Annotated in this window: 10 protein-coding genes; 3 read left to right on the top strand and 7 right to left on the bottom strand. The window is 45.2% G+C overall.

The annotated features are described in order from the left end of the window. Positions 1–381: 381 nt before the first annotated feature. The 7 genes from BQ2633_RS02275 to guaB all read right to left on the bottom strand — a co-directional run bounded on the left by BQ2633_RS02275 (position 382) and on the right by guaB (position 12,997). Positions 382–3,060, bottom strand: a complete 2,679-nt coding sequence (locus BQ2633_RS02275) for a substrate-binding domain-containing protein (RefSeq protein ID WP_075564836.1) — start codon at positions 3,058–3,060, stop codon at positions 382–384. Between the two features lie 745 nt (positions 3,061–3,805). After that, entirely contained in the window at positions 3,806–4,009 is a 204-nt protein-coding gene (locus tag BQ2633_RS02270; protein ID WP_075564835.1) for a hypothetical protein, read from the bottom strand. 95 nt (positions 4,010–4,104) lie between these two features. After that, positions 4,105–6,111 (bottom strand): DNA mismatch repair endonuclease MutL, encoded by a 2,007-nt coding sequence (gene mutL / locus BQ2633_RS02265; protein ID WP_075564834.1) that lies wholly within the window; start codon positions 6,109–6,111, stop codon positions 4,105–4,107. 85 nt (positions 6,112–6,196) lie between these two features. Further along, positions 6,197–8,035, bottom strand: a complete 1,839-nt coding sequence (locus BQ2633_RS02260) for an OstA-like protein (protein ID WP_075564833.1) — start codon at positions 8,033–8,035, stop codon at positions 6,197–6,199. A gap of 202 nt (positions 8,036–8,237) precedes the next feature. Next, complete coding sequence (locus BQ2633_RS02255) at positions 8,238–9,599, bottom strand: peptidylprolyl isomerase (protein ID WP_075564832.1); 1,362 nt, start codon at positions 9,597–9,599, stop codon at positions 8,238–8,240. 194 nt (positions 9,600–9,793) lie between these two features. Beyond that, positions 9,794–11,230 (bottom strand): peptidylprolyl isomerase, encoded by a 1,437-nt coding sequence (locus BQ2633_RS02250; RefSeq protein WP_075564831.1) that lies wholly within the window; start codon positions 11,228–11,230, stop codon positions 9,794–9,796. A gap of 285 nt (positions 11,231–11,515) precedes the next feature. Continuing rightward, positions 11,516–12,997 (bottom strand): IMP dehydrogenase, encoded by a 1,482-nt coding sequence (gene guaB / locus BQ2633_RS02245; protein WP_075564830.1) that lies wholly within the window; start codon positions 12,995–12,997, stop codon positions 11,516–11,518. A gap of 1,041 nt (positions 12,998–14,038) precedes the next feature. Between guaB and BQ2633_RS02240 the strand changes: the two genes are divergently transcribed. The 3 genes from BQ2633_RS02240 to BQ2633_RS02230 all read left to right on the top strand — a co-directional run bounded on the left by BQ2633_RS02240 (position 14,039) and on the right by BQ2633_RS02230 (position 21,025). Next, on the top strand, positions 14,039–16,207 hold the full coding sequence (locus tag BQ2633_RS02240; protein WP_083233903.1) for a glycoside hydrolase family 97 protein: 2,169 nt from the start codon (positions 14,039–14,041) through the stop codon (positions 16,205–16,207). Positions 16,208–16,318: 111 nt separating this feature from the next. Then, a complete protein-coding gene (locus BQ2633_RS02235) occupies positions 16,319–19,396 on the top strand; it encodes a SusC/RagA family TonB-linked outer membrane protein (RefSeq protein WP_075564829.1) in 3,078 nt (1,025 codons plus the stop codon). 21 nt (positions 19,397–19,417) lie between these two features. After that, positions 19,418–21,025, top strand: a complete 1,608-nt coding sequence (locus BQ2633_RS02230) for a RagB/SusD family nutrient uptake outer membrane protein (protein WP_075564828.1) — start codon at positions 19,418–19,420, stop codon at positions 21,023–21,025. Positions 21,026–21,031 lie beyond the last annotated feature (6 nt).

Genomic DNA, 21,031 nt, shown 5'->3' with positions numbered 1-21,031 from the left:
GAGAAAGAACTCAGATGGCAGATGAAATATTTCTGCTAAGTTTTTCGTGGGGTAAAAAAATAGGTTGTTTCATTCGGATTGCAGTGCAAAATTATCAACTCTTGCGCGTTACGCATGAAAGACTTGTTTCTAAAGATAGAAATTATCGTACATGTATCATTTCTAACATAGAATGTACGATTTGTATCATTTGCTGTCTTACTCTTCTTTTTGATAGTCAGGGATATACCTACTTCTTGAGGCAAAAACGCTCCCAACCTTGTTCTGTAAGATTGGGAGCGAATCAATGAAATATAAGTTGTCTTTTGTCTGGATTTGGAGGTTTCAAAGCGATATATTTATCTACATCGCCTTGTATCCACCTTGTGAAAGCTACATTTCTCAAGGGCGAATTTTGCTACCAGGGAGACAACCAAAATAATCCTTGAAACATTTGGAGAAATAGGAGGGAGATGAGAAACCCACTTCGTAGGCGACCTCTGCAATTGTCTTGCCGCCTTGCATGAGCAAGATTTCGGCACGTTTCAAACGCGTGATGCGGATGAGCTCTACAGGCGAGGTTCCGGTCAGTGCTTTGACCTTACGATAGAGTTGCACACGACTCATACCCAAGTCTGCACTTAAGTCTTCCACATTGAGTTCGGTGTTTGAGAGCTGCTCTTTCACCTTTGCCTTGAAATGTTCGATAAACAAGCTGTCTGCATCCGGAGTCGCATCGGATGTTGGCTCACTGTTGTTAGAAAACAAGTCGCGAAGCACTCGGCGATTGTGCAGTAGGTTTTCTATGCGAGAAAGCAATACTTTGCCACTAAACGGCTTAGTGATGTAAGCATCGGCGCCGTTTTCATAGCCTTCAGCCCGTTGGGCATCTTGAGCATTCGCGGTGAGTAAAACGACAGGGATGTGAGAAGTAATCTCATTGGCCTTGAGTCGGCGACAAAGTTCTAAACCACCCAAAATAGGCATTGAGACATCACAAATCACAAGGTCGGGTACTTGTCGTAGTGCTTGCTGCCATCCCCCTTCGCCATCTGCGGCAGTAAGGACTTTATAGTGAGCATCTGTGAGCAGTTGTGACACATAATCTCGGATGGCTTCATGGTCGTCTACTATGAGTACATAAGCTTGAGTTTGCTCGTTCTCTAGATTTGTAAGTTGTTGTTTTACTTGTGTTTGTGTAGATGATGGTGATGGAGCGGTTAAATAGTCCGATACTTCTTCGTTAGGAGCAATGGTTTGTTGTGATTTCTCGTCTTTGGTGCTTTGCTCCATCTTGTCAAGCGCTAGTTGTGGCAGATATACTTGGAAAGTAGTCCCTTTGCCCACTTCGCTTTCTATCTTAATTGTGCCTCCGTGCACTTCTACAAAAGCCTTCACCACGGCAAGACCGATGCCTGTGCCACCTTGGTTGTTATTGTTGCTTTGGAAAAAGCGTTCAAAGATATGTGGAATATCGCCTTTTTCAATGCCTTTTCCCGTGTCGGAAACGCTGATGCTGATGCCTTTGTCTTGCAAACTAGCTTCTACTTTCACCTCACCAGACTTGGGCGTAAATTTGACAGCGTTAGAGAGAAGATTGTAGCAGATGAGCTCTATCTTATGTAAATCACCTACAAATGGTAAATGATCTGGAGCCGATAGTGTTAAGGTTACGCTACGTTGCTGGGTGATGTTTTGAAAACTATCCACCCATTGTTGTAAGTGAATCTTTAAGTCGAAGGCTGAAACTTTGGTGGTCATGTTTCCACTCTGGGCTTTACGTAGGTCAAGAATCTCATTGACCAGGCGTAATAACACACGCGTATTCTTTTGAGCCACCTTAAGCAAGCCATTTTGTTGTGAAGACAGGCTATTATCCTCCAAAAGACGTTCGATAGGATCTGCAATCAAGGTGAGTGGAGTGCGGAACTCATGACTAACATTTGTGAAAAACTGAAGCTTAGCCTTAGCTGCGTCTTCCGCCAGGCGATGTTTGAAGGAGAAATACCGGAATAGCCATACAAAAACAGAGAGGATGAGTATAATGACTACCACCAGTAAGATGATGTAAAGAGTTTGCAGTTGATAACGTGTGAGGTATTCGTCCACTTTATCGTGAATGTTTTCCAGTCGGGTGTATTGGCGCTTCACTTCCTCGGCTTGCATATGGAGCAAAGTCGCATTTTCTTGTGTTACCAAGGCCGCGCGAAGCTTATTATTACGCTCATAAGGTCGTCCTTCTAGTATGTTCATTGCCAACTCGATGACGCGGTCACCACGAGTGGGGTAGAGGCATGAGGCTGCCAAGCGACGTTCACGCACTGCGTCAATGCCGTCTCTAGGAGTGGGCAGGGCATCTACGCCTACAAAGAGCGTGCTGTCTGTGCGTCCTTTTGCTATCCACGCTTCTCGAGCTCCCAAGGCCATACGGTCGTTGTGGGCAAACACTACATCTATAGAGCTATAGTGTGCCATCAGTTTGTCCATCTGTGTTCTAGAAGAGTTCGTTGTCCAGTCTGCACTTCTACTTTCAAGTAGTTGAATATTAGGATATTTCTTAATTGCATCTACAAAACCCTTGTGGCGTTCTATGGCTGGAGAAGACCCTTTCAGGCCCATAATTTCCACGACATTGCCTCGGCCCTTAAGTTTATTGGCTATGTAGCTTCCCATTGTACGCCCTATTTCATAGTTGTCTGCACCCATATAAGCTGTATATTTGGGTGAGTCACTTTTGCGATCAAATAAGATAACGGGAATCCCTTGGTCGTAAGCACGATCTATGGCATCAGATATAGTACTTATCTGATTAGGAGACACTACTAGAAGGTCGACACCAGCTTTTACAAGGCTGTCGATTTGCTCTATCTGCTTCTGATCATTGTCATGAGCAGAAACGATTGTGACATCAAGATTGTTGTAATAATAAGAGCCAATTCGCAGCTCTGTGTTAAGTTTGTCTCGCCAAGTGTCGCTTGAACATTGAGAAACACCTACTAGATACCGCTTTTCATTAGGCTGGCAAGCAGCAAAGAAAAAAACGATGATGGGTGCCAGGAGAAGAATGCGTAGTACTTTCATGGCGGTTGTGCTATCCGAATTATAAATTAGCAGTGAAACTGCTGGTAATCTATACTGCAAAGTTAAGCATTTGTTCTTGATTAAAGACACGTTTATTTCCCTTTTTTACGTATATATTCGTTTTCATGTTTTTATGTATTGTGTATGCAGCTGGGAAGTGTTAATTATGAATGGCAATATCTACACGAGTTTTTCTAAAACTAGGAGTTTTCTATGAAATACGTTGTACGGATTGGCTGAACTTCTCCTAGCAAAATTCTAGAATGTCGGACATTTTGGAATTTTTCTCGGACATTTTTTCAAAAACGTGGGAAGATTCTAGCTGAATTTTCCAAGAGTTTTTCTCTGACAAGGGCACAAAACAGCAAGATGCAAGTAGAAAATTGCCTTTAACCACTATTCCAATGTCATTATAATGGAGTTTTGGTGTGAAATCACAGCTTGAGAATGGGGGTATAGACGAAGAGACTTTAGTACGCTTCGATTGGCGTGTTAAAATCACGTTGAAGTATTGTATAGTTTTCTTAATTGCTCGTTCTTTTCTTCTTGTTTGTGCTCTCATTCTCGCAAGCAGAGCTGGTAAGGCTTGAGACCACACAGCTACAATAGCTGAGTGGTGCATTCTTGATTGGACAAAGCACAAAAAAAGCGACCTACCACTTAGGGTGGTCGCGTAGTGGAGACGAGCCTGAAGTTGATAAACTTCAAGGTTTGTCGAAGCATAGTTGAAAACTCCTGGTGCTGTTTAGCTTTTCTGCTGAAGAAGTTGTCGAAATGCGGAGAGTATTTGTTCTGCCGCAGCAGGTTGAGAAAGACATTCAGGGTGTTGTTGCAGCGTTGTGGCTAGAGCTTCTAGAGCAAATTGCTGCATACGCGCTTGACCAGCGCGAACTCCACTCTGAAAATTATTGCTGGGGAGCATGCTGCGATTGAAATTTCCGTCACTCATAAGAGTTTGTTTTGAGAGAGTAGGGAAGTGGAAATTAATATTTGCGCATTCTCGCTCGAAGCGTCTGTGTTTCGTGGACAGACATAAGGATTGTTTTATTCCAACTTCTGAGTGAGTAGGCGGTGCGGTACGATTTGGAAGATGGTTTTTCCATCAGGAGCAAATGAAGGCTCGCTACTTTGGAAAAGCTTCGTAGCAAGGTCGCGCATTTCGTCTGTGCTAAGCAATTGGCCTATTGGTAGTGCTGACTTTCGGGCCATAGAGAGGGCGATGCTATTTACCACTTCTTCGTGAACTGCGATGTCGTGTTGCTGTGCATCGTCCAGGATACTCTGTAAAAGTATCACAGGGTCAATGCCATCAATACCAGCGGGAGCACTCAAGACCGAGTAACTGTTGTTACCCAAATAGGAAAGGTCAAAACCGATATTGTTGAGCTCCTTTTCAATCGTCTGAATAATGGCGAGTTGATTCGGAGCGACCTCGATGATTTGCGGAAAGAGCAAGCCTTGTGCCGCATGAGTGTGCTTGGTTATTTGGTTGACATATTCATCAAATAGGATGCGCATGTGCGCTCGATGTTGATCGATGATGAGAAGTCCTTCGTTGCTAGGGGAAAGTAGATAGCGACCTTTATACTGCAAGAAGTCTTGTGTGGCAATTTCCCAATTTTGTTGTGCACTTTCTCCTAGTTGGCTATAGAGCGTCGGCTGTACTTCCGCTTCTGTCGAACTTTCCCACTGAAAAGGGGCGCTTTGTGAGGACGCTGTTGCTGGTTGTCCGAACGAAGGAGTGGAGAAATTGTCTTGCGAAGCGGAAAAGGCTTCTTCCCATCCGCGAGCAGATGTTGTACGTGAAGTTGCGCTACCTGATCCACTCGTAGTACTGTGGCTGGCAGACATGGATGTAAAGCTGTTTACTACGGAAGCAGGGGAGTTTTTTTCAGCTTGTGCTGCCGAGAAGGTGGAGATGTCACCAGCATTTCCCGCTAGGAAGGGATTAAAATCTTGATCGATGGAGATAGAAGGTTCTTGGATTTCCGAAAAATCTCCACTTTGAAAGACGGGGAGGTCGAGGGGATCACCTACTTCAAAGTCGATGGTGGGAATGGCGTTGAATTTCCCCAACGACTCTCTCACGGCTGCTCGAAGAATTTGCCAAATGGCTTGTTCGTCTTCAAACTTGATTTCGGTCTTTGTTGGGTGAATGTTCACGTCAATGCGTGCAGGGTCTACCACCATTTGTAGGAAAAACTGAACTTGATCTCCGTCGGGAATGAGACGTTCATAGGCGTTCTGTACAGCTTTGGCAAAGTAGGGATGACGCATGTAGCGACCATTGACAAAGAAGAACTGACGTGCTCCCTTTTTCTTGCTGCTTTCTGGACTTCCCACAAAGCCGACAATTGAAACCATAGGTGTTTCCACCTTAAGGGGTATCAGGTGTTTGTCGGTATTACGCCCGAAGATGTTGACGATGCGTTGACGAAAGTTGCCCGATGGTAAGTCAAGAAGTACGGCGTCTGGTGTGTGAAGCTGGAAGGTCAATTCGGGATGTGCCAGAGCTATGCGCTCAAACTCAGCTACGATATTGGAGAGTTCGGTGTGGTTACTCTTCAAAAATTTGCGACGAGCAGGAATATTGAAGAAGAGGTTCTTGATGGAGAAGTTGGCACCTACGGGGCAAGCGATAACTTCTTGGTTAATCACCTTGGAACCCTCAATCTGGATGCTTACCCCAAGTTCGTCTTCTGCAGTGCGTGTGCGTAGTTCCACTTGTGCTACTGCAGCGATAGATGCCAGAGCTTCTCCACGAAAGCCCATAGTTTTGAGTGAGAAGAGGTCGTCGGCTTGACGAATTTTGGAGGTGGCATGACGCTCAAAAGAGAGTCTTGCGTCTGTCTCGCTCATCCCTTTACCATTGTCAATGACTTGCACACAAGTTTTGCCCGCATCGGTCACGATGACTTGGATGCGGTCTGCTCCAGCATCAATGCTGTTTTCTACTAACTCCTTGATTAGCGACGCCGGGCGCTGAATCACTTCGCCTGCTGCAATCTGGTTGGCAACCGAGTCGGGGAGGAGATGTATGATATCTGGCATAGGAAATCAGAGCGTTTGTGGAGGGAAAAGCTTTGGAGATAAAACGATGCGCAACATTTCATCGTCATCTCTTGATGAGAATGAACTATTTGCGCGTTTTGCGTGCTGTGGACTTGGTGGTTTGACTGGTTGCAGCGTTGGTGCTAGTCGCAGTCTTTGAAGTTTTGTTTGTGCCTGTGCCTGCTGTCTTGGAGGTTTCAACTTGAGTTCCGCTGTTACCTTCTGTAGAAGCAGCGCTATCGTTTGTGACTTTTCGGGAGCCCTTTGTTTCTACTTGATTAGAATCAGAAGTTTGCGTTATGCTAGTGCTAGTGTCTGTAGGTAATGTGGTAGCATCAGCGGGAGCAGAGGTAGAGGACGATTGTAAAGTTTGAAGTGGAGCATGGCGTCTGGGCATTTCTTTCAGGCGCGTTGCTGCACTTTTCGGACGCCACTCAAATAGGTCGTCTGGCCCTGTGGGGCGAATGTGAGCAAACCATGCAAAGTTTGATAGACGACTATGCTCGGGCGGTGCCATGCCAATAGGATAAGTTTTGGCTATAGGATTGGGACCGGCCCAAAAACGTTGCATCTTCTTGTCGCGTACATCCACGCGGAGCTTAGCCGCTTCGCAATAGTTCTGATAGAGAAACGTAGAGTCTTTCTCCATCGGAAAGTTTACGAGGATGGCATTTCCATCAACGCGTGTCTGATAGATGTCGCCATTGCGAAAAAATGCTTGCATCAAGTTGCCTGCTACTTGATTGAAGAGTGCACTATCTGGAAGAGATTGCACTATCAAGGCTTGGCGCTCCACATAGATGGAGTCTATGGTAGAGTCGTTGGTGAAGACATTGATTTCTTCTCCCAAAATTTGCCGGTCGTCACTCCATGCTATGGGGTCGCGATAGAGAGAAAGTATATTGACCTTTGAATTGAAGACGAGAGAGTCGCAGACTGCTTGGACGTCTGTGCGGTAGGAGCGCACATGAGGGTAGGCGTGCATCACGCGATAAGCCGAGTCGGTCTTAAGATTGTAGGAGTAAAGACGGAGGGTGTCGGCGTGAACGAAGAGGGTGTCAGCACCTCGTGAAAAGTTCTTGCCAAGTGCACGCTGAGTCACCATTGCTTCGCCTTTGGGCTCATCATAATAGCCATAATCCCCTTGGAGAATATTCTTATTATTGATGTCTACCGAATCGATGAAAACAATGTTGCGAAATGCTTCAGAATAGCCACGGTTCTTATCGTAACTAATACTGTCACCCACCAACTTGCGACCTTTGTTGAAGAGTTGTGGACGTTGGGTGAGTCGGGCACGCTCTGTCTTCGTATTATATTCGCCATCTATGGTGTAGATGTGGCTTCCCCCGCTGTAAAGGTTCGTGGGGCCAGTGGCGTGTGCCCATTTGCTGCGGGTGTCGTAGTGTAAATCGTTGGTAAGAAGGCTGTCTTTCTTGTTGTTAATCAGAAGTACATCTTCATTAAACTGTGCGTCACGCTTATCTGTGAAGTATTCTCCTTTTTGTGACGTGAGTACAGTTTTGCCATCTATGATTTTTCCACCAGTGTCGTAGAAGCCACTGCCTTTGATGCGGTCGTAGTTGAGCAACTCCGTGTAGAGCGTCATTTTATGATGTCGCATTTCTACGTTGCGAAACACGCGAGCAAATTGTGAAGTACCGTCATAATACAAAGAGTCTCCCTTTAGGGAAAGCGTGTCTCCTTGGCGGAACTTCACTTTACCATACGCCATAAAAGAATTTGACGCTTCATAAAACACGGCACTGTCACAAGTAAGACGCATGCCATTGTGAGAGAGTAGCACATTTCCTTTGAGCACCTGGCCATCACCTGTGACAGCTACGTCACGAAATAGGACGTCGGCATGGTGAATCTGGATGCGTTCGTCGCGAGGCTTCGCACGTTTGCGACTGGGCATCATAGTGAGCGCATAGGCTTGCAGTAGGCATACGAAAAGTAAACCTACTGCAAACAGAAATGATCGTCGAAAGGGGAAGAAATGCTTCAAAATATAGAGAAGAAGTCTAGAACGTATTGGGGAACTAGCTAGGATAGAAGTTTCTAGAGATAAGTATTTCTGCAAAGAGCCCTACGATAGGTGGCTTTGCAAAGCAGTCTGAAATCTACTTAATCCAGCCAGAGTATTCAAATTGGTGGTTGCGCCATTCCGGACTAATGCGAGTGTAAGTGGATTTAATCTTATCGGCAATCCATTTTTGAATAACTTCTTGTTTGCGACGATTGAGGTATACATTGCGCAAAGTTTGGAAGTCTTCGGTAGCATTAGCAGGGTGGCTTTCAATACGACTGCGAAGTTTTACAATAGCACAAACTTCTTGACCGGTCTTAGGGTCAATCATGGTGAAAGCATTGGACACTTGTCCTACTTTGAGCGTATCTACCACCTTCGCTACCTCTTGGGGAAGGTCTTTCATCTCAAAGCGAGCTTGAATCTCACGTTGCATGGGATTCATTTGCACCATAAGACCGTGGTTGTTTCTCGTATCTTTGTCGTCAGAAAGTTGGCGAGCAGCATCCTCGAATGTGAACTTTTGGTCGCGGATGTCCGTGCCGATAGAGTCTAAGCGCGAGAGGCAACGTTCCACTTCTTCTGATTTAATCTCGGGCTTGAGCAGAATGTGACGCGCATTCACCTTGTCTCCACGCTTTTCAATGAGTTGAATGATGTGATAACCAAACTCAGTCTTGACAATCTTCGACACTTTCTTGGGGTCATTGAGAGAAAAAGCCACATCGGCAAAGGGTTTTACCCATTGATTGCGACCGCTGAGCCCCAATTCACCACCATTGCGCGCACTACCATCTTGTGAATACATGCGGGCAAGGCGTGCAAAGTCCTCTCCATCGTTGACACGTTTGGCATAGCCATTGAGAAGGTCTTCGATGCGTTCAACCTCTTCTCTGTCCACTTTGGGTTGTTGGGTGATGATTTGTACCTCAACTTCCGTGGGGACAGTAGGCAAACTATCCTTGGGGATTTTGGAGAAATAATCGCGAACTTCGGCAGGAGTCACCTTGATGTTGCTGGTGAGCTTTCTGCGCACTCCGTCCATGAGTTGCTGTTCGCGCGTCTGTTGTATGTAGCGTTGGCGTATTTGTGCATAGCTCTTGTGCATAATAGCCTCAAGAGTCTCCTTCGAACCAGCTTTTCTCACGTTTTCTGCAAGCAAAGCATCAGCGTACGCAATAACGTCTGCATCGCTTACTTCCACAGAATCTAGTTCGGCTTGGTGGAGAAAGAGCTTTTGAATAGCAATCTGTTCGGGGATTTGTGCGTAAGGATCTTTGAAAACCTGCCCCTCTGCTTCGGCATTGACGCGATAGTCTTCTACGTCTGAGAGGAGAATTGGATTATCTCCCACCACCCAAATCACTTCGTCTACAATGTTCTTTTGACGAATTTGGGCAAAGGTTGCACCGAGAAGGAGAAATCCAGCTGCAAATATAGCGAAGCGTTTGTTCATATTGGATATCTTGTTGGGGAGTATTTATGGAAACTACCGCATGTTCTGCAAAGTAATGCCATTGCAACAAAATACTAATGGCTATAGGAGAGCAGAAATGTGGTCTATAGGGATTCATATCATAACGGATTTTCAGCACAGCACCTTCAATTGCGTCACGCTATGGGAAGGGGTTGCGTAAAAGTCCCTCTGGTTTATCGTGCCATTGGAATGGACTTGAGTACTTCTTGGTTGATGGTCACGCGATGTGAGCTTCTAAGTTGCTGTAACCACGCTTCTTCCAATTGTTTTTGACGAATTTCAAGCACTTCGCTGCGCGCATCTTCAAAAGATTTTGGGCGTTTCTCTATACGTCCTGCAAGCATCGTAACTGGCATGTCGTCGTGGAGCAGATAGACTTTGGAGGTTTTAACTCCAAACGCTAAGTGGTCGATGGTGCTATTCTCTCCTTTTTGCACGATATAGCGACCTTTGGCTGCCACCACCACACTGTCTTTGTTGAAAGGTGCATGGAGGAATTCGCGAATGTCCATATCTGCAGGAATTCCTTTGAGTAAAAGCTTTCTAGCACGCTTCGCGAGTTTCTTATTTTGCGCACCTACGATGTAACCCACAAAGCGTGGTTTCTCCCATTTCAGAGATTTGCGATTGCGCTTAAAGATTTCTTCTAGGGCTGCTCTATCTTTTTCTGCGGCATCCCAAACATTGCGTTTAGAAACTTCATAGACAAGCAGACCATCGTGGTATTCTTGGATGAGATAGGTTAGTTGTATGTCGTTAGCCGTCAAGTTGCGCGCGAGACTATCCATGATGCTAGTGCGTGACTGTCCCGTTTGGGTTTGTAGTGCAGTGAGAGTTTGTTGTGCCGCTGCTTCTTCAACGTTGTTTTCTCTGAGATATTGTAGTAAAGAAGGATAAACCTGTTCAAAAGCTGGCAAAGGATGTCTGTTGCGCATGAGGATAAGGTGGTAACCAAACGGAGATAGCACAGGGCGACTCATTTGCTTGGGCTGTAAGCTGTAGGCAGCCTCTTCAAAGGGAAGCACTGTCATGCCAGGATAAAGCGTAGGTAGTTGGCCACCATTTTGTGCTGTTCCTTTGTCTTCGCTGTAGCGGCGTGCTAATTCTGCGAAGTCGGCACCTGCTAATACTGCTTGGTAAAGACTGTCTGCGCGTTGAGCCACCTTGTCGCGTTGCGCAGCTGTAGCGGTGGAGGGCACATTCAATAGAATATGTGAGACTTCAATGAGGTCTTTACCATTAAGTTGTTGAGCTTCTTTTTGATAGATTGCTCTAGCTGTAGAGTCAATAAAAGAGGGATTGACCAACTTTTTAGACAGTTGTTGGTCACGATAGAGTTGGAATTCTCGGCGAAAAGTCTTTGTCGTATCCAACCCCATGGCTAAAGCATCAGCAACTTTGAGCTGGTAGTTAATGTAGAGGTTGAGATACTCTTGAGGAGTCAGTGATTTTTGACCACTAAGTGCCTTGTTCTTTTGGTAGGCATACATAAATTCATCGCGCGAAATGGGCTTGCCATCGATAGTGGCTAGCACAGTATTGCCCAAAGATTGTGCCACCAAAGAGAGGGTGGAGCAGAGCATCCAAAAGAAGACAAGGAGATGTTTCATAAGAACACAAAGAAATTGCTCAAAGAAGCTGTATGCTATAAGGAAATAAGTAAGGTTTAGGAGTTGAGAGTCCAAAGTTTTTTACAAATTTCCCATGTAAGGGTCTATTAGAGTGTGAGCAAAACAAGTTGTCATTTTATGCCGTGAAAGGTCTTTAGGAGCGAGAAGCTCCCAAAGACCCTTTCTGGTCGGCTTTGTTTTGTTATATCATTTCGATAGTTTATCGCTTTTAATCTGTTTATTGTGAGGTAATAAGCTGATAAACTAAAAGAATGACATAAGCGCTTATTCGCTACGTGAATAGTTGGGTGCCTCGCTTGTGATTGTAATATCGTGAGGATGGCTTTCTTGTACACCTGCATTGGTGATGCGAGTAAACTTCGCGTTGTGGAGCAACTCAATTGTCGCAGCACCGCAGTAGCCCATACCGGAGCGAAGACCACCAACAAGCTGGTAAATTACTTCCTGTACGCCACCCTTGTAAGGAACACGTCCTGCGATGCCTTCGGGAACAAGCTTTTTCACGTTGTCTACTCCGCCTTGGAAGTAGCGATCCTTAGAGCCATTTTCCATAGCTTCCAAAGAACCCATACCGCGATAGGTCTTGAATTTACGGCCGTTGAAGATTACTGTTTCACCTGGGCTTTCTTCACAACCGGCTACCAAAGAACCAATCATTACACTGTGACCACCAGCTGCAAGAGCTTTGACAACATCGCCTGAATAGCGCAATCCACCGTCGGCAATGAGGGGGATACCTGTGCCTTCCAATGCCTTTGCAACGTCATATACGGCTGAAAGTTGTGGTACTCCCACACCAGCTACTACACGAGTGGTGCAAATGGAGCCAGGTCCGATGCCAACTTTCACTGCGTCTGCGCCTGCTTCTACTAGCATCTTTGCAGCTTCACCAGTTGCGATATTACCAACTACGAAGTCTACTTCTGGATACTTAGCCTTTGCTTCTTTGAGTTTGTCTACCACACCCTTAGAGTGCCCGTGAGCAGTGTCAATGACAATGGCATCAGCACCTGCAGCAACAAGCGCGTCGATGCGTTCCATCGTGTCTGCGGTCACACCTACGCCAGCTGCAACACGTAGACGACCTTTGGCGTCTTTGCAGGCCATGGGCTTGTCTTTAGCTTTTGTGATGTCCTTGTAAGTGATGAGACCTACTAATTTGCCATTAGCATCGATAACTGGGAGTTTTTCAATCTTATTCTGTTGGAGAATTTCACTCGCAGCTACCAAGTCAGTCGTGGTGTTTGTCGTAACGAGGTTCTCAGAAGTCATGACTTCATCGATGGCCTTGTCGAGATTGTGCTCAAAGCGCAAGTCGCGGTTGGTGACGATGCCTACAAGGTGCATGTTATCGTCTACGACAGGAATACCGCCAATGTGATATTCAGCCATTAAATCGAGGGCTTCACGCACTGTCTTGCCACGTTTGATGGTGATAGGGTCGTAAATCATGCCATTTTCGGCACGTTTCACGATGGCTACTTGGCGAGCTTGGTCCTCAATTGACATGTTCTTGTGAATAACTCCGATACCTCCTTCGCGAGCAATGGCAATAGCCATAGGAGCTTCGGTCACCGTGTCCATGGCAGCGGTGACAAAGGGGATTTGAAGTTCAATGTTTCGCGAAAACTTCGTGCTGAGTGATACGGTTCGTGGGAGAACTTCAGAATAAGCTGGGATGAGAAGGACGTCATCGTAGGTGAGACCATCCATGACAATTTTGTCGGCAATAAAATTGGCAGTCATAAGGCGGTGAATGAAATTAAATTGCGTGCAAATTTACCTATTTCTCTCGACATAACAACGAGATTTCTCACTTTTTTATGGAAAAAACAGGATAGCTCGCTGAAGAAGCGATTTTGTACTTCATATAAATATATGTCATAGTTCGAAATTAAGGTGCAGATTGTCAGAGAAATCTCTAACTTTTCTGCCTATAAATGCTTCTCTCTCGGTACTTTTGTACCATCTCTTATGTGAGCGTTCACTAGAGTAGGGAAAGGGGGAGTTGTTTTCGTGGACATCTTCGTAAAAATGACTGAAGTAGGGTGGCTAGAGTCGGAATTCAGTAAAGAGGATGTATGCCTCCTTTGCTTTTAATCTCCGGCATTCCAAAGAAGATGAAGTACAGGTAGTCGTGCTTCGCAGAGTTGTTTGGTGAAGGAACGAAAGTTTTTCTGTTTCGTTCTTAGCTTTCTCTTCTTATTTTCATAGGAAACTACAAGTTCGATTTATAGGAAACTATAAGTTCGATGAGAATGTTTGTGTTTGGTAAGGAGAAAGAGATAAATTACAATCTCATTTTCTAGTTTTTTTCTCGTAATTTCGCGTAATATACTATGCAATTTTATTATGTGTGAAATGTGTATATACTATTTCTGATTTGGTGTTTTCTTTATGTATCCATGCGCAATGCAAAAAAGTCTATCATCTACTCAAATTTGTAAGGTGGGTTTGATAAAAAGCTCTCTTAACGGCCTTTCTTTCGCTTAATATTGACTATAAAGTCCTTGTTGTTATCTATATTAATCTCTAGTAGTATATTTTGTAAGATGTAGAAAATCAGAAAGATAGTTCGTAGTAGTCTTTTGGATATCCTATATTTTTTCTGATACATGCGATTTGTTTCGGTTAAATGTGTAAATTTGCGTTGTAGACATAGCGAAATTGCAGTTTATCAGTCTTGAGCTGTGTAACAGGTTTTCCGCAAATGAAGAGCTACATTTCTTAGAATTGCTCCTCTTCTTAGATTTAAATATACAAATAATATACAGATACGTTATTCGCATGAAGAGATTTCTTGTTTCCGCTGCCATTATGAGTTCCGTACTCTCCATGATGGCTCAGAAAGTAACCTCTCCCGATGGGAAAATGGAACTTTCATTTAGCATCGAAAAGGGCCGTCCCACGTATGTACTCTCTATGGAGGGCAAGACTATTGTTGCACCTTCTCATTTGGGATATCAACTAAAAAAAGAGAAAGGTGACAAGAGTACAGATTTTGATTGGAAGCCTTCACGCGCCACTGATAAAGATGCTGATCGCAAAGCCGACTTCTTTAGCGATTTTAGCCTTGTCAAGTTTGAAAACAACAGCTTTGACGAAACGTGGAAGCCAGTGTGGGGCGAGGAGAGTAGCATTCGCAATCACTATAACGAGTTGTTGGTGCAACTTAAACAGAGCAAGAACAATCGTTATTTGAATATCCGCTTTCGTTTATTCGACGATGGTCTTGGCTTTCGCTATGAATTCCCCGACCAAAAGGAATTGACCTATTTTGTCGTTGCGGAAGAATTGACAGAATTTGCGATGACCGGCAATCACACTGCTTGGTGGGTGGCTGGTGACTACGACACTCAGGAATTTGATTACCAAACTACTAAACTGTCTGGTATTAGAGGGCAGATGAAGTCTGCTATCACTGAGAACTCTTCTACAACACCTGCAGGCCCCACAACGGTGCAGACCGCGTTGCAAATGCGCACGGACGATGGTCTTTATCTCAATATACATGAGGCTGCGTGTGTGGATTATCCCACGATGCACTTGACTTACCAAGAAAACAACAACACTTTCGTAAGCCATCTCACACCTGACGCTCGTGGAGACAAAGGATATCTCCAGACACCTACGACCTCTCCTTGGAGAACTGTCATCGTAGGACGAAAAGCAACAGATATTCTCGCCAGTAGAATAACCCTTAACCTCAACGAACCTTCGAAGATTGAGGACACTTCGTGGATACATCCTGTAAAATACGTCGGAGTGTGGTGGGATATGATTACCGGACGTGGCAAATGGGCATATACAGATGCTGTGGCGAGTGTTAAGCTGGGTGAGACTGATTATTCCAAACTTCCTTCTAATGGTAAGCATTCTGCCAACACGGCTAATGTGAAGCGATACATTGATTTTGCGGAAAAACATGGATTAGATGCAGTGCTGGTGGAAGGTTGGAACGAAGGTTGGGAAGATTGGTTTGGACATCAAAAAGATTATGTCTTTGATTTCGTTACACCCTATCCTGATTTTGATGTCAAAGAACTCAATCGTTATGCTAAGGAAAAGGGAGTGAAGCTTATAATGCATCACGAAACCTCTTCGTCAGTTCGCAATTATGAGCGACACTTAGACCAGGCGTACCAATTTATGGTGGACAATGGTTATGATGCTGTCAAGAGTGGTTACGTGGGAGATATTGTTCCTCGTGGTGAGCATCACTATGGACAGTGGATGAACAATCACTATCTCTACGCAGTAAAAAAGGCAGCCGACTATAAAATCATGGTCAATGCTCACGAAGCAACTCGTCCTACAGGTCTTTGTCGCACATATCCCAACTTGATAGGTAACGAAAGTGCACGAGGTACTGAATACGAAGCCTTTGGTGGTAATCAAGTGAATCACACTACGATTCTCCCATTTACACGCTGCATCGGTGGTCCTATGGACTATACACCTGGTATCTTCGTCATGGATATCTCCAAGATGAATCCAAGCAACAATAGTCGCGTACGTTCAACCCTCGCTCGCCAGTTGGCACTCTATGTCACATTGTATAGTCCACTTCAGATGGCAGCTGATGTGATTGAGCACTATGAAGCTCGTCCCGACGCATTTCAGTTTATTAAAGACGTAGCAATTGATTGGGACAAGAGCTTATATCTAGCTGCAGAACCAGGAGAATATGTGCTAACAGCGCGTAAGGCAAAAGGGAAAGATGAATGGTATGTGGGTTGCACAGCTGGCGACCATGGTTATAAGACCAATCTTTCACTAGATTTCCTCACCCCTGGCAAGAAGTATCAAGCCACCATTTATGCAGATGCTAAAGGAACAGCTTGGAACAAGAAGCCAGAAAGCTATACTATCAAGAAGCTACAAGTGACCAACAAGACTGTATTGAAAGATTTGGTCGCAGGAGTTGGTGGTGGTTTTGCAATCTCTATCAAATAGCATCAGAGCATCGCGTTCAAATAAGATACATCTCGGCGCAGACACCGCTATGCAGGTGCGCTTCGCCCAAAATACAAAGTAGGTTTTTCAAACTAAAAGTCTAAACCATATATGCATAAGCAATTTAAATCTGTAAGTCTTATGACGCTGTTGATGGCGCTTCCTTCAGGAGCTATGGTCGCTGCTAACACTCCTTCAGAGAGTGTAGCAGTGCAACAGCAGCAGTCTACAGTGGCCAAGGGTACTGTGAAAGACGCAAACGGCGAACCACTCATTGGTGCGTCAGTGATTGTGAAAGGTTCTGCCAACGGTGCAGCAGTAGACACCGAAGGTAACTTCACAGTAAAAGGAGTCAAGAAGGGGCAAATTCTCCGTGTCTCTTATATCGGCTATGAGAGTTTCGAAGTGAAATGGGAAGGCCAGCCTCTTGACATCGTACTGAAGCAAATAGAAAACAGTCTGAACGAAGCGGTTGTCATCGGTTATGGTGTTGCAAAGAAGAACGACATGACCGGTTCTGTGACTGCCATCAAGCCAGATGAGAAAAATAAGGGTGTTGTTGTCAACGCTCAAGATATGATTCAAGGTAAAATCGCGGGTGTCAATGTGACCACAAGCAGCGGAACTCCTGGTGCAGGTGCAACTATTCGCATCCGTGGTGGTTCTTCTTTGAATGCTTCCAATGACCCGCTGATTGTGATTGATGGTTTGGCCATGGACAACCAAGGTGTGAAAGGTCTTTCCAACCCCCTCTCTATGGTGAACCCTGCCGACATTGAGAGCTTCACTGTGCTTAAAGATGCTTCTGCAACTGCTATCTATGGTAGCCGTGGTTCCAATGGTGTCATCATCATCACCACGAAGAAAGGTCGTAAGGGCTCTCGTGCGAAGGTGAGCTATAATGGTAGTGTTACCCTCAGTCAAAAGCACAAGACGCAAGAAGTAATGACTGGCGACCAATTTGTAGACTTTGTCAAAAGTTACTACGGCGAGGACTCTGATGCATACAAAGCCCTTGGGGTGACCGAGAACAACGAGCAAAAGTTCTACAACACCGATTGGCAAAAAGAGATCTATCAAACTGCTTTGTCGTTTGATAACAATGTCACTGTAACAGGTAGCATCAAAAATGTGCCATTCCGCGCAAGCTTAGGTGCAACCAACCAAGAAGGTATCCTCCGCACCTCAGATTTCGACCGTTACACTGCTAGTTTGAACGTAAACCCCTCGTTGCTTGAAGATCACTTAAAGGTGAATCTCAGTGCGAAGTATATGTATGCGAAGACAACTTACGCAGATGGCGGAGCCGTAGGTGCAGCAGTTGGCATGGACCCCACAAAACCGGTGCGCTCATCCGATGCTCGCTACAAAAACTTTGGAGGTTATTTCCAATGGTTGCAAAATGGTAGCGTGCTTGGTGATAGCCAATGGCCAGAAACAAAGATTGATCTCGCAACAGCTAACCCTGTTTCGATGCTCGATTTGAAGAATGATGTGGCAAAGTCTCACGCTTTTGTCGGCAACATGGAGTTAGACTATCAAGTGCATGGCTTTGAAGACTTGCGTTTGCACATGAACATGGGTGCTGACATATCTGGTGGTCGCCAAGACACAGAGGTGAACCCTGCTTCAGGCACAAATACTTACTATGGCTACAATGGTTGGGAGAAGATTGACAAATACAACCTCTCCTACAATGCCTATGCACAATATAATAAGACCTTCGATGAGGTGCACCACTTCGACATCATGGCAGGTTATGAGTGGCAACACTTCTATCGTAAAGGAAAGAGCTATGGTTCTGGAGTATATCCTGAAACCAACAACAATGCTGGCCTGCGTGGTACCCCTTATCAAGAGAAAGTAGGAAACTGGAAGACAGAGAATTATCTCGTAAGTTTCTTTGGACGTGCCAACTATGCTCTCCTCGACCGCTACCTCTTCACAGCAACTTTCCGCTATGATGGTTCAAGCCGCTTTGAAAAGCACTGGGCAATGTTCCCATCTTTTGCATTTGGCTGGAAAATCAACAACGAAAAGTTCCTTAAGAAGGCTGAATGGCTCAGTGATTTGAAGTTGCGTTTGGGTTATGGTCAGACAGGTCAACAAGAAGGCATCGGTGACTACAACTACTTTGCTTCTTACAACACAAACTTAGTTGCCGACTCTTACTATCCTCTCGTAGGTACTGGCAACATAGACCGTCCTAACGCTTACAACCCACAACTCACTTGGGAGACTACAACCACCTATAATGCAGGTTTTGACTTTGGATTCTGGAATCAACGCCTGTATGGTAGTCTCGATTACTACTATCGTAAGACTACCGACCTCATCAATACGGTTGACGTGCCAGCTGGTTCCAATTTTAAGAACCGTGTGACGAGTAATATCGGTTCGCTTACAAACACTGGTGTGGAACTTGCTCTTAACTGGAAGGCTATCTCCAAGGAAGATTTATTCTGGGAGCTGGGTTTCAATGCCACTTACAACAAAAATGAAATTACTGAGCTAGTTGGTGGTACAGGAGAAAGCTATTATGTGCCTACTGGTGGTATTTCAGCTGGTACTGGTGGTAACATTCAAGCACATGCTGTCGGACATCCTGCTAGTAGCTTCTTCGTTTATCAGCAAGTCTATGACAAGAATGGTGTACCCCTCGAAGGTGTCTATGTAGACCGCAACGGAGATGGCAAGATTAACAATGCCGACAAGTATTTCTATAAGAATCCTATGGCTCCTTGGACTGCAGGTTTCACCTCCAAGGTACAATATAAGCAATGGGACTTCGGATTTAGCTTGCGTGCTTCCCTTGATAACTACGTTTACAACGATCTTGAGGCCCGTTCTGCCAATGTTTCCACAGTGTTTAGTAAGGGTTTCTTGAGCAACCGTCCCGTTTATAGTCTCCAACCTCGCTGGGCTACTGATGACAATGTGTTCTCTGATCGCTTTGTTCAGAATGGTTCATTCCTCCGCATGGAGAATATCACCCTTGGTTACTCATTTGAGAACCTCCTCAAAGGAGCGCGTTACGAAGGAATCAATGGTCGTCTCTACGTTACTGCTAGCAACGTCTTCACACTCACCAAGTATAAAGGCTTAGATCCCGATGTGTTTGGCGGAATCGACAACAACGTTTATCCTCGTCCTTTCAGCATCTTGGCTGGTGTGTCGCTCAATTTCTAACTCTTCACATAGCATAGTCATATGAAACTATATATTAAATCCCTCCTTCCTGTTGCAGCAGTTGCGCTCAGTTTGGGACTTACTTCCTGCGTAGGTGATTTGGACGTGAAGCCCATTGACCCTAGCACCAATATGACCGTCAATCCTCAGAACCTCTTCAATAAGTGTTACGCCAATATGGCTGTAGCTGGTAATGGAGGTGCCAATGGCGATTCAGACATTGATGGTATCGATGGTGGTACTTCTGGTTTCTTGCGCCAACTCTTCAATTCTCAAGAACTTACCGCTGACGAAGCAATCAGTGCTTGGGGTGACGAAGGTGTGCAACCTCTCAATAAAAACCAGTGGAACTCTGAGCATCCCTTCTTGCGTGGCTTCTACTATCGTCTGTTCTTTGGTGTTACCATGTGCAACCACTATTTGGAAGTTGCTTCAAACTATGACGCAACGATGACTGCCGAAGTACGCTTCCTCCGCGCGCTCTATTATTACTATCTCATGGATGGTTGGGGAAACATTGGTTTCCGCACCACTGTGGGTTCGGATAAGCCTGCACAGATGAGCCGTGCTGATCTTTACAAGTGGATTGAATCAGAGTTGCTCGCTGCTGAACAAAACATGGCAGCTGCAAAACCCGAGAAGGACACTGAAGAAGGTTATGGTAGAGCCGATAAGGCGGCTGCATGGTTGCTTCTCTCTCGTCTCTATCTCAATGCTGAAGTTTATACTGGTAAGGCAGAATGGGCTAAGGCTAAGGAATATGCTAAGAAGGTCATGGACTCTTCATATAAACTCCACACTGGAAAGACTGTGAATGGTTGGACGGCTTACCAACAACTCTTCATGGCAGACAATGGTAGCAACGGTGCTTCTGAAGAAGCTGTCCTTGCCCTCCTGCAAGATGGTGAGAAAACCACGTCTTATGGTACTTCACTCTTCCTCATGGCTGGTGCGTTCAATGATGACATGAACGATGCACAGTTCATATCTGGCAACAACACAACTGGTAAATGGGAAGGCCATCGTGCGCGTCCCGAGCTCGTAGCTAAGTTCTTCCCACAAGGAAATGCACCAGAAGTGACAACAGCCGACATGCAACAAGCTGCTGGTGACAACCGCGCTCTTTTCTGGGGTAAGGATCGTACGCTCAAGATTGCTGAACCCACAAAGTTCAAACAAGGTTATAGCGTGACGAAATTCAACAACTATCGCACAGATGGTGCAAAGACTAAGAACACCCTCTTCCCCGACGCTGACTTCTTCTTCATGCGTGCTGCTGAGGCATATCTCACTTATGGTGAAGCCGATGCGCGTTTGAACGGAGGCACCACAAGTTCTGAGGGTACAGCTGCAATCAACAAGGTTCGTGCTCGTGCAAAGGCTAGTCAGCTTACTAGCTATTCGCTCATAGAAATTTTGGACGAATGGTCTCGCGAGTTTTACTTTGAGGGTCGTCGTCGCACAGACCTCATTCGTTTTGACCGTTTCGGTGGTAACAACAATTACAATTGGGCTTGGAAGAGTGGCGTAGCCACTGGTGCAAACTTCAGCAAGGACATGAACCTCTTCCCTTTGCCTAACACTGAAATCAACACTAACTCGAATCTCAAGCAGAATCATGGTTATTAATCCTTC

This window comes from Ihuprevotella massiliensis (assembly GCA_900095835.1).
In the GTDB taxonomy this organism is placed as follows: domain Bacteria; phylum Bacteroidota; class Bacteroidia; order Bacteroidales; family Bacteroidaceae; genus Alloprevotella; species Alloprevotella massiliensis.
The sequence above is the reverse complement of the archived record's forward strand: the minus strand, read 5'-3'. Positions and strand labels throughout refer to the sequence as shown.

Excerpts from the sequence above, each read along its gene's own strand:
- BQ2633_RS02275 (WP_075564836.1), bottom strand. The coding sequence starts at position 3,060 with ATGAAAGTACTACGCATTCTTCTCCTGGCACCCATCATCGTTTTTTTC.
- BQ2633_RS02270 (WP_075564835.1), bottom strand. The coding sequence starts at position 4,009 with ATGAGTGACGGAAATTTCAATCGCAGCATGCTCCCCAGCAATAATTTT.
- mutL (WP_075564834.1), bottom strand. The coding sequence starts at position 6,111 with ATGCCAGATATCATACATCTCCTCCCCGACTCGGTTGCCAACCAGATT.
- BQ2633_RS02260 (WP_075564833.1), bottom strand. The coding sequence starts at position 8,035 with ATGATGCCCAGTCGCAAACGTGCGAAGCCTCGCGACGAACGCATCCAG.
- BQ2633_RS02255 (WP_075564832.1), bottom strand. The coding sequence starts at position 9,599 with ATGAACAAACGCTTCGCTATATTTGCAGCTGGATTTCTCCTTCTCGGT.
- BQ2633_RS02250 (WP_075564831.1), bottom strand. The coding sequence starts at position 11,230 with ATGAAACATCTCCTTGTCTTCTTTTGGATGCTCTGCTCCACCCTCTCT.
- guaB (WP_075564830.1), bottom strand. The coding sequence starts at position 12,997 with ATGACTGCCAATTTTATTGCCGACAAAATTGTCATGGATGGTCTCACC.
- BQ2633_RS02240 (WP_083233903.1), top strand. The coding sequence starts at position 14,039 with ATGAAGAGATTTCTTGTTTCCGCTGCCATTATGAGTTCCGTACTCTCC.
- BQ2633_RS02235 (WP_075564829.1), top strand. The coding sequence starts at position 16,319 with ATGCATAAGCAATTTAAATCTGTAAGTCTTATGACGCTGTTGATGGCG.
- BQ2633_RS02230 (WP_075564828.1), top strand. The coding sequence starts at position 19,418 with ATGAAACTATATATTAAATCCCTCCTTCCTGTTGCAGCAGTTGCGCTC.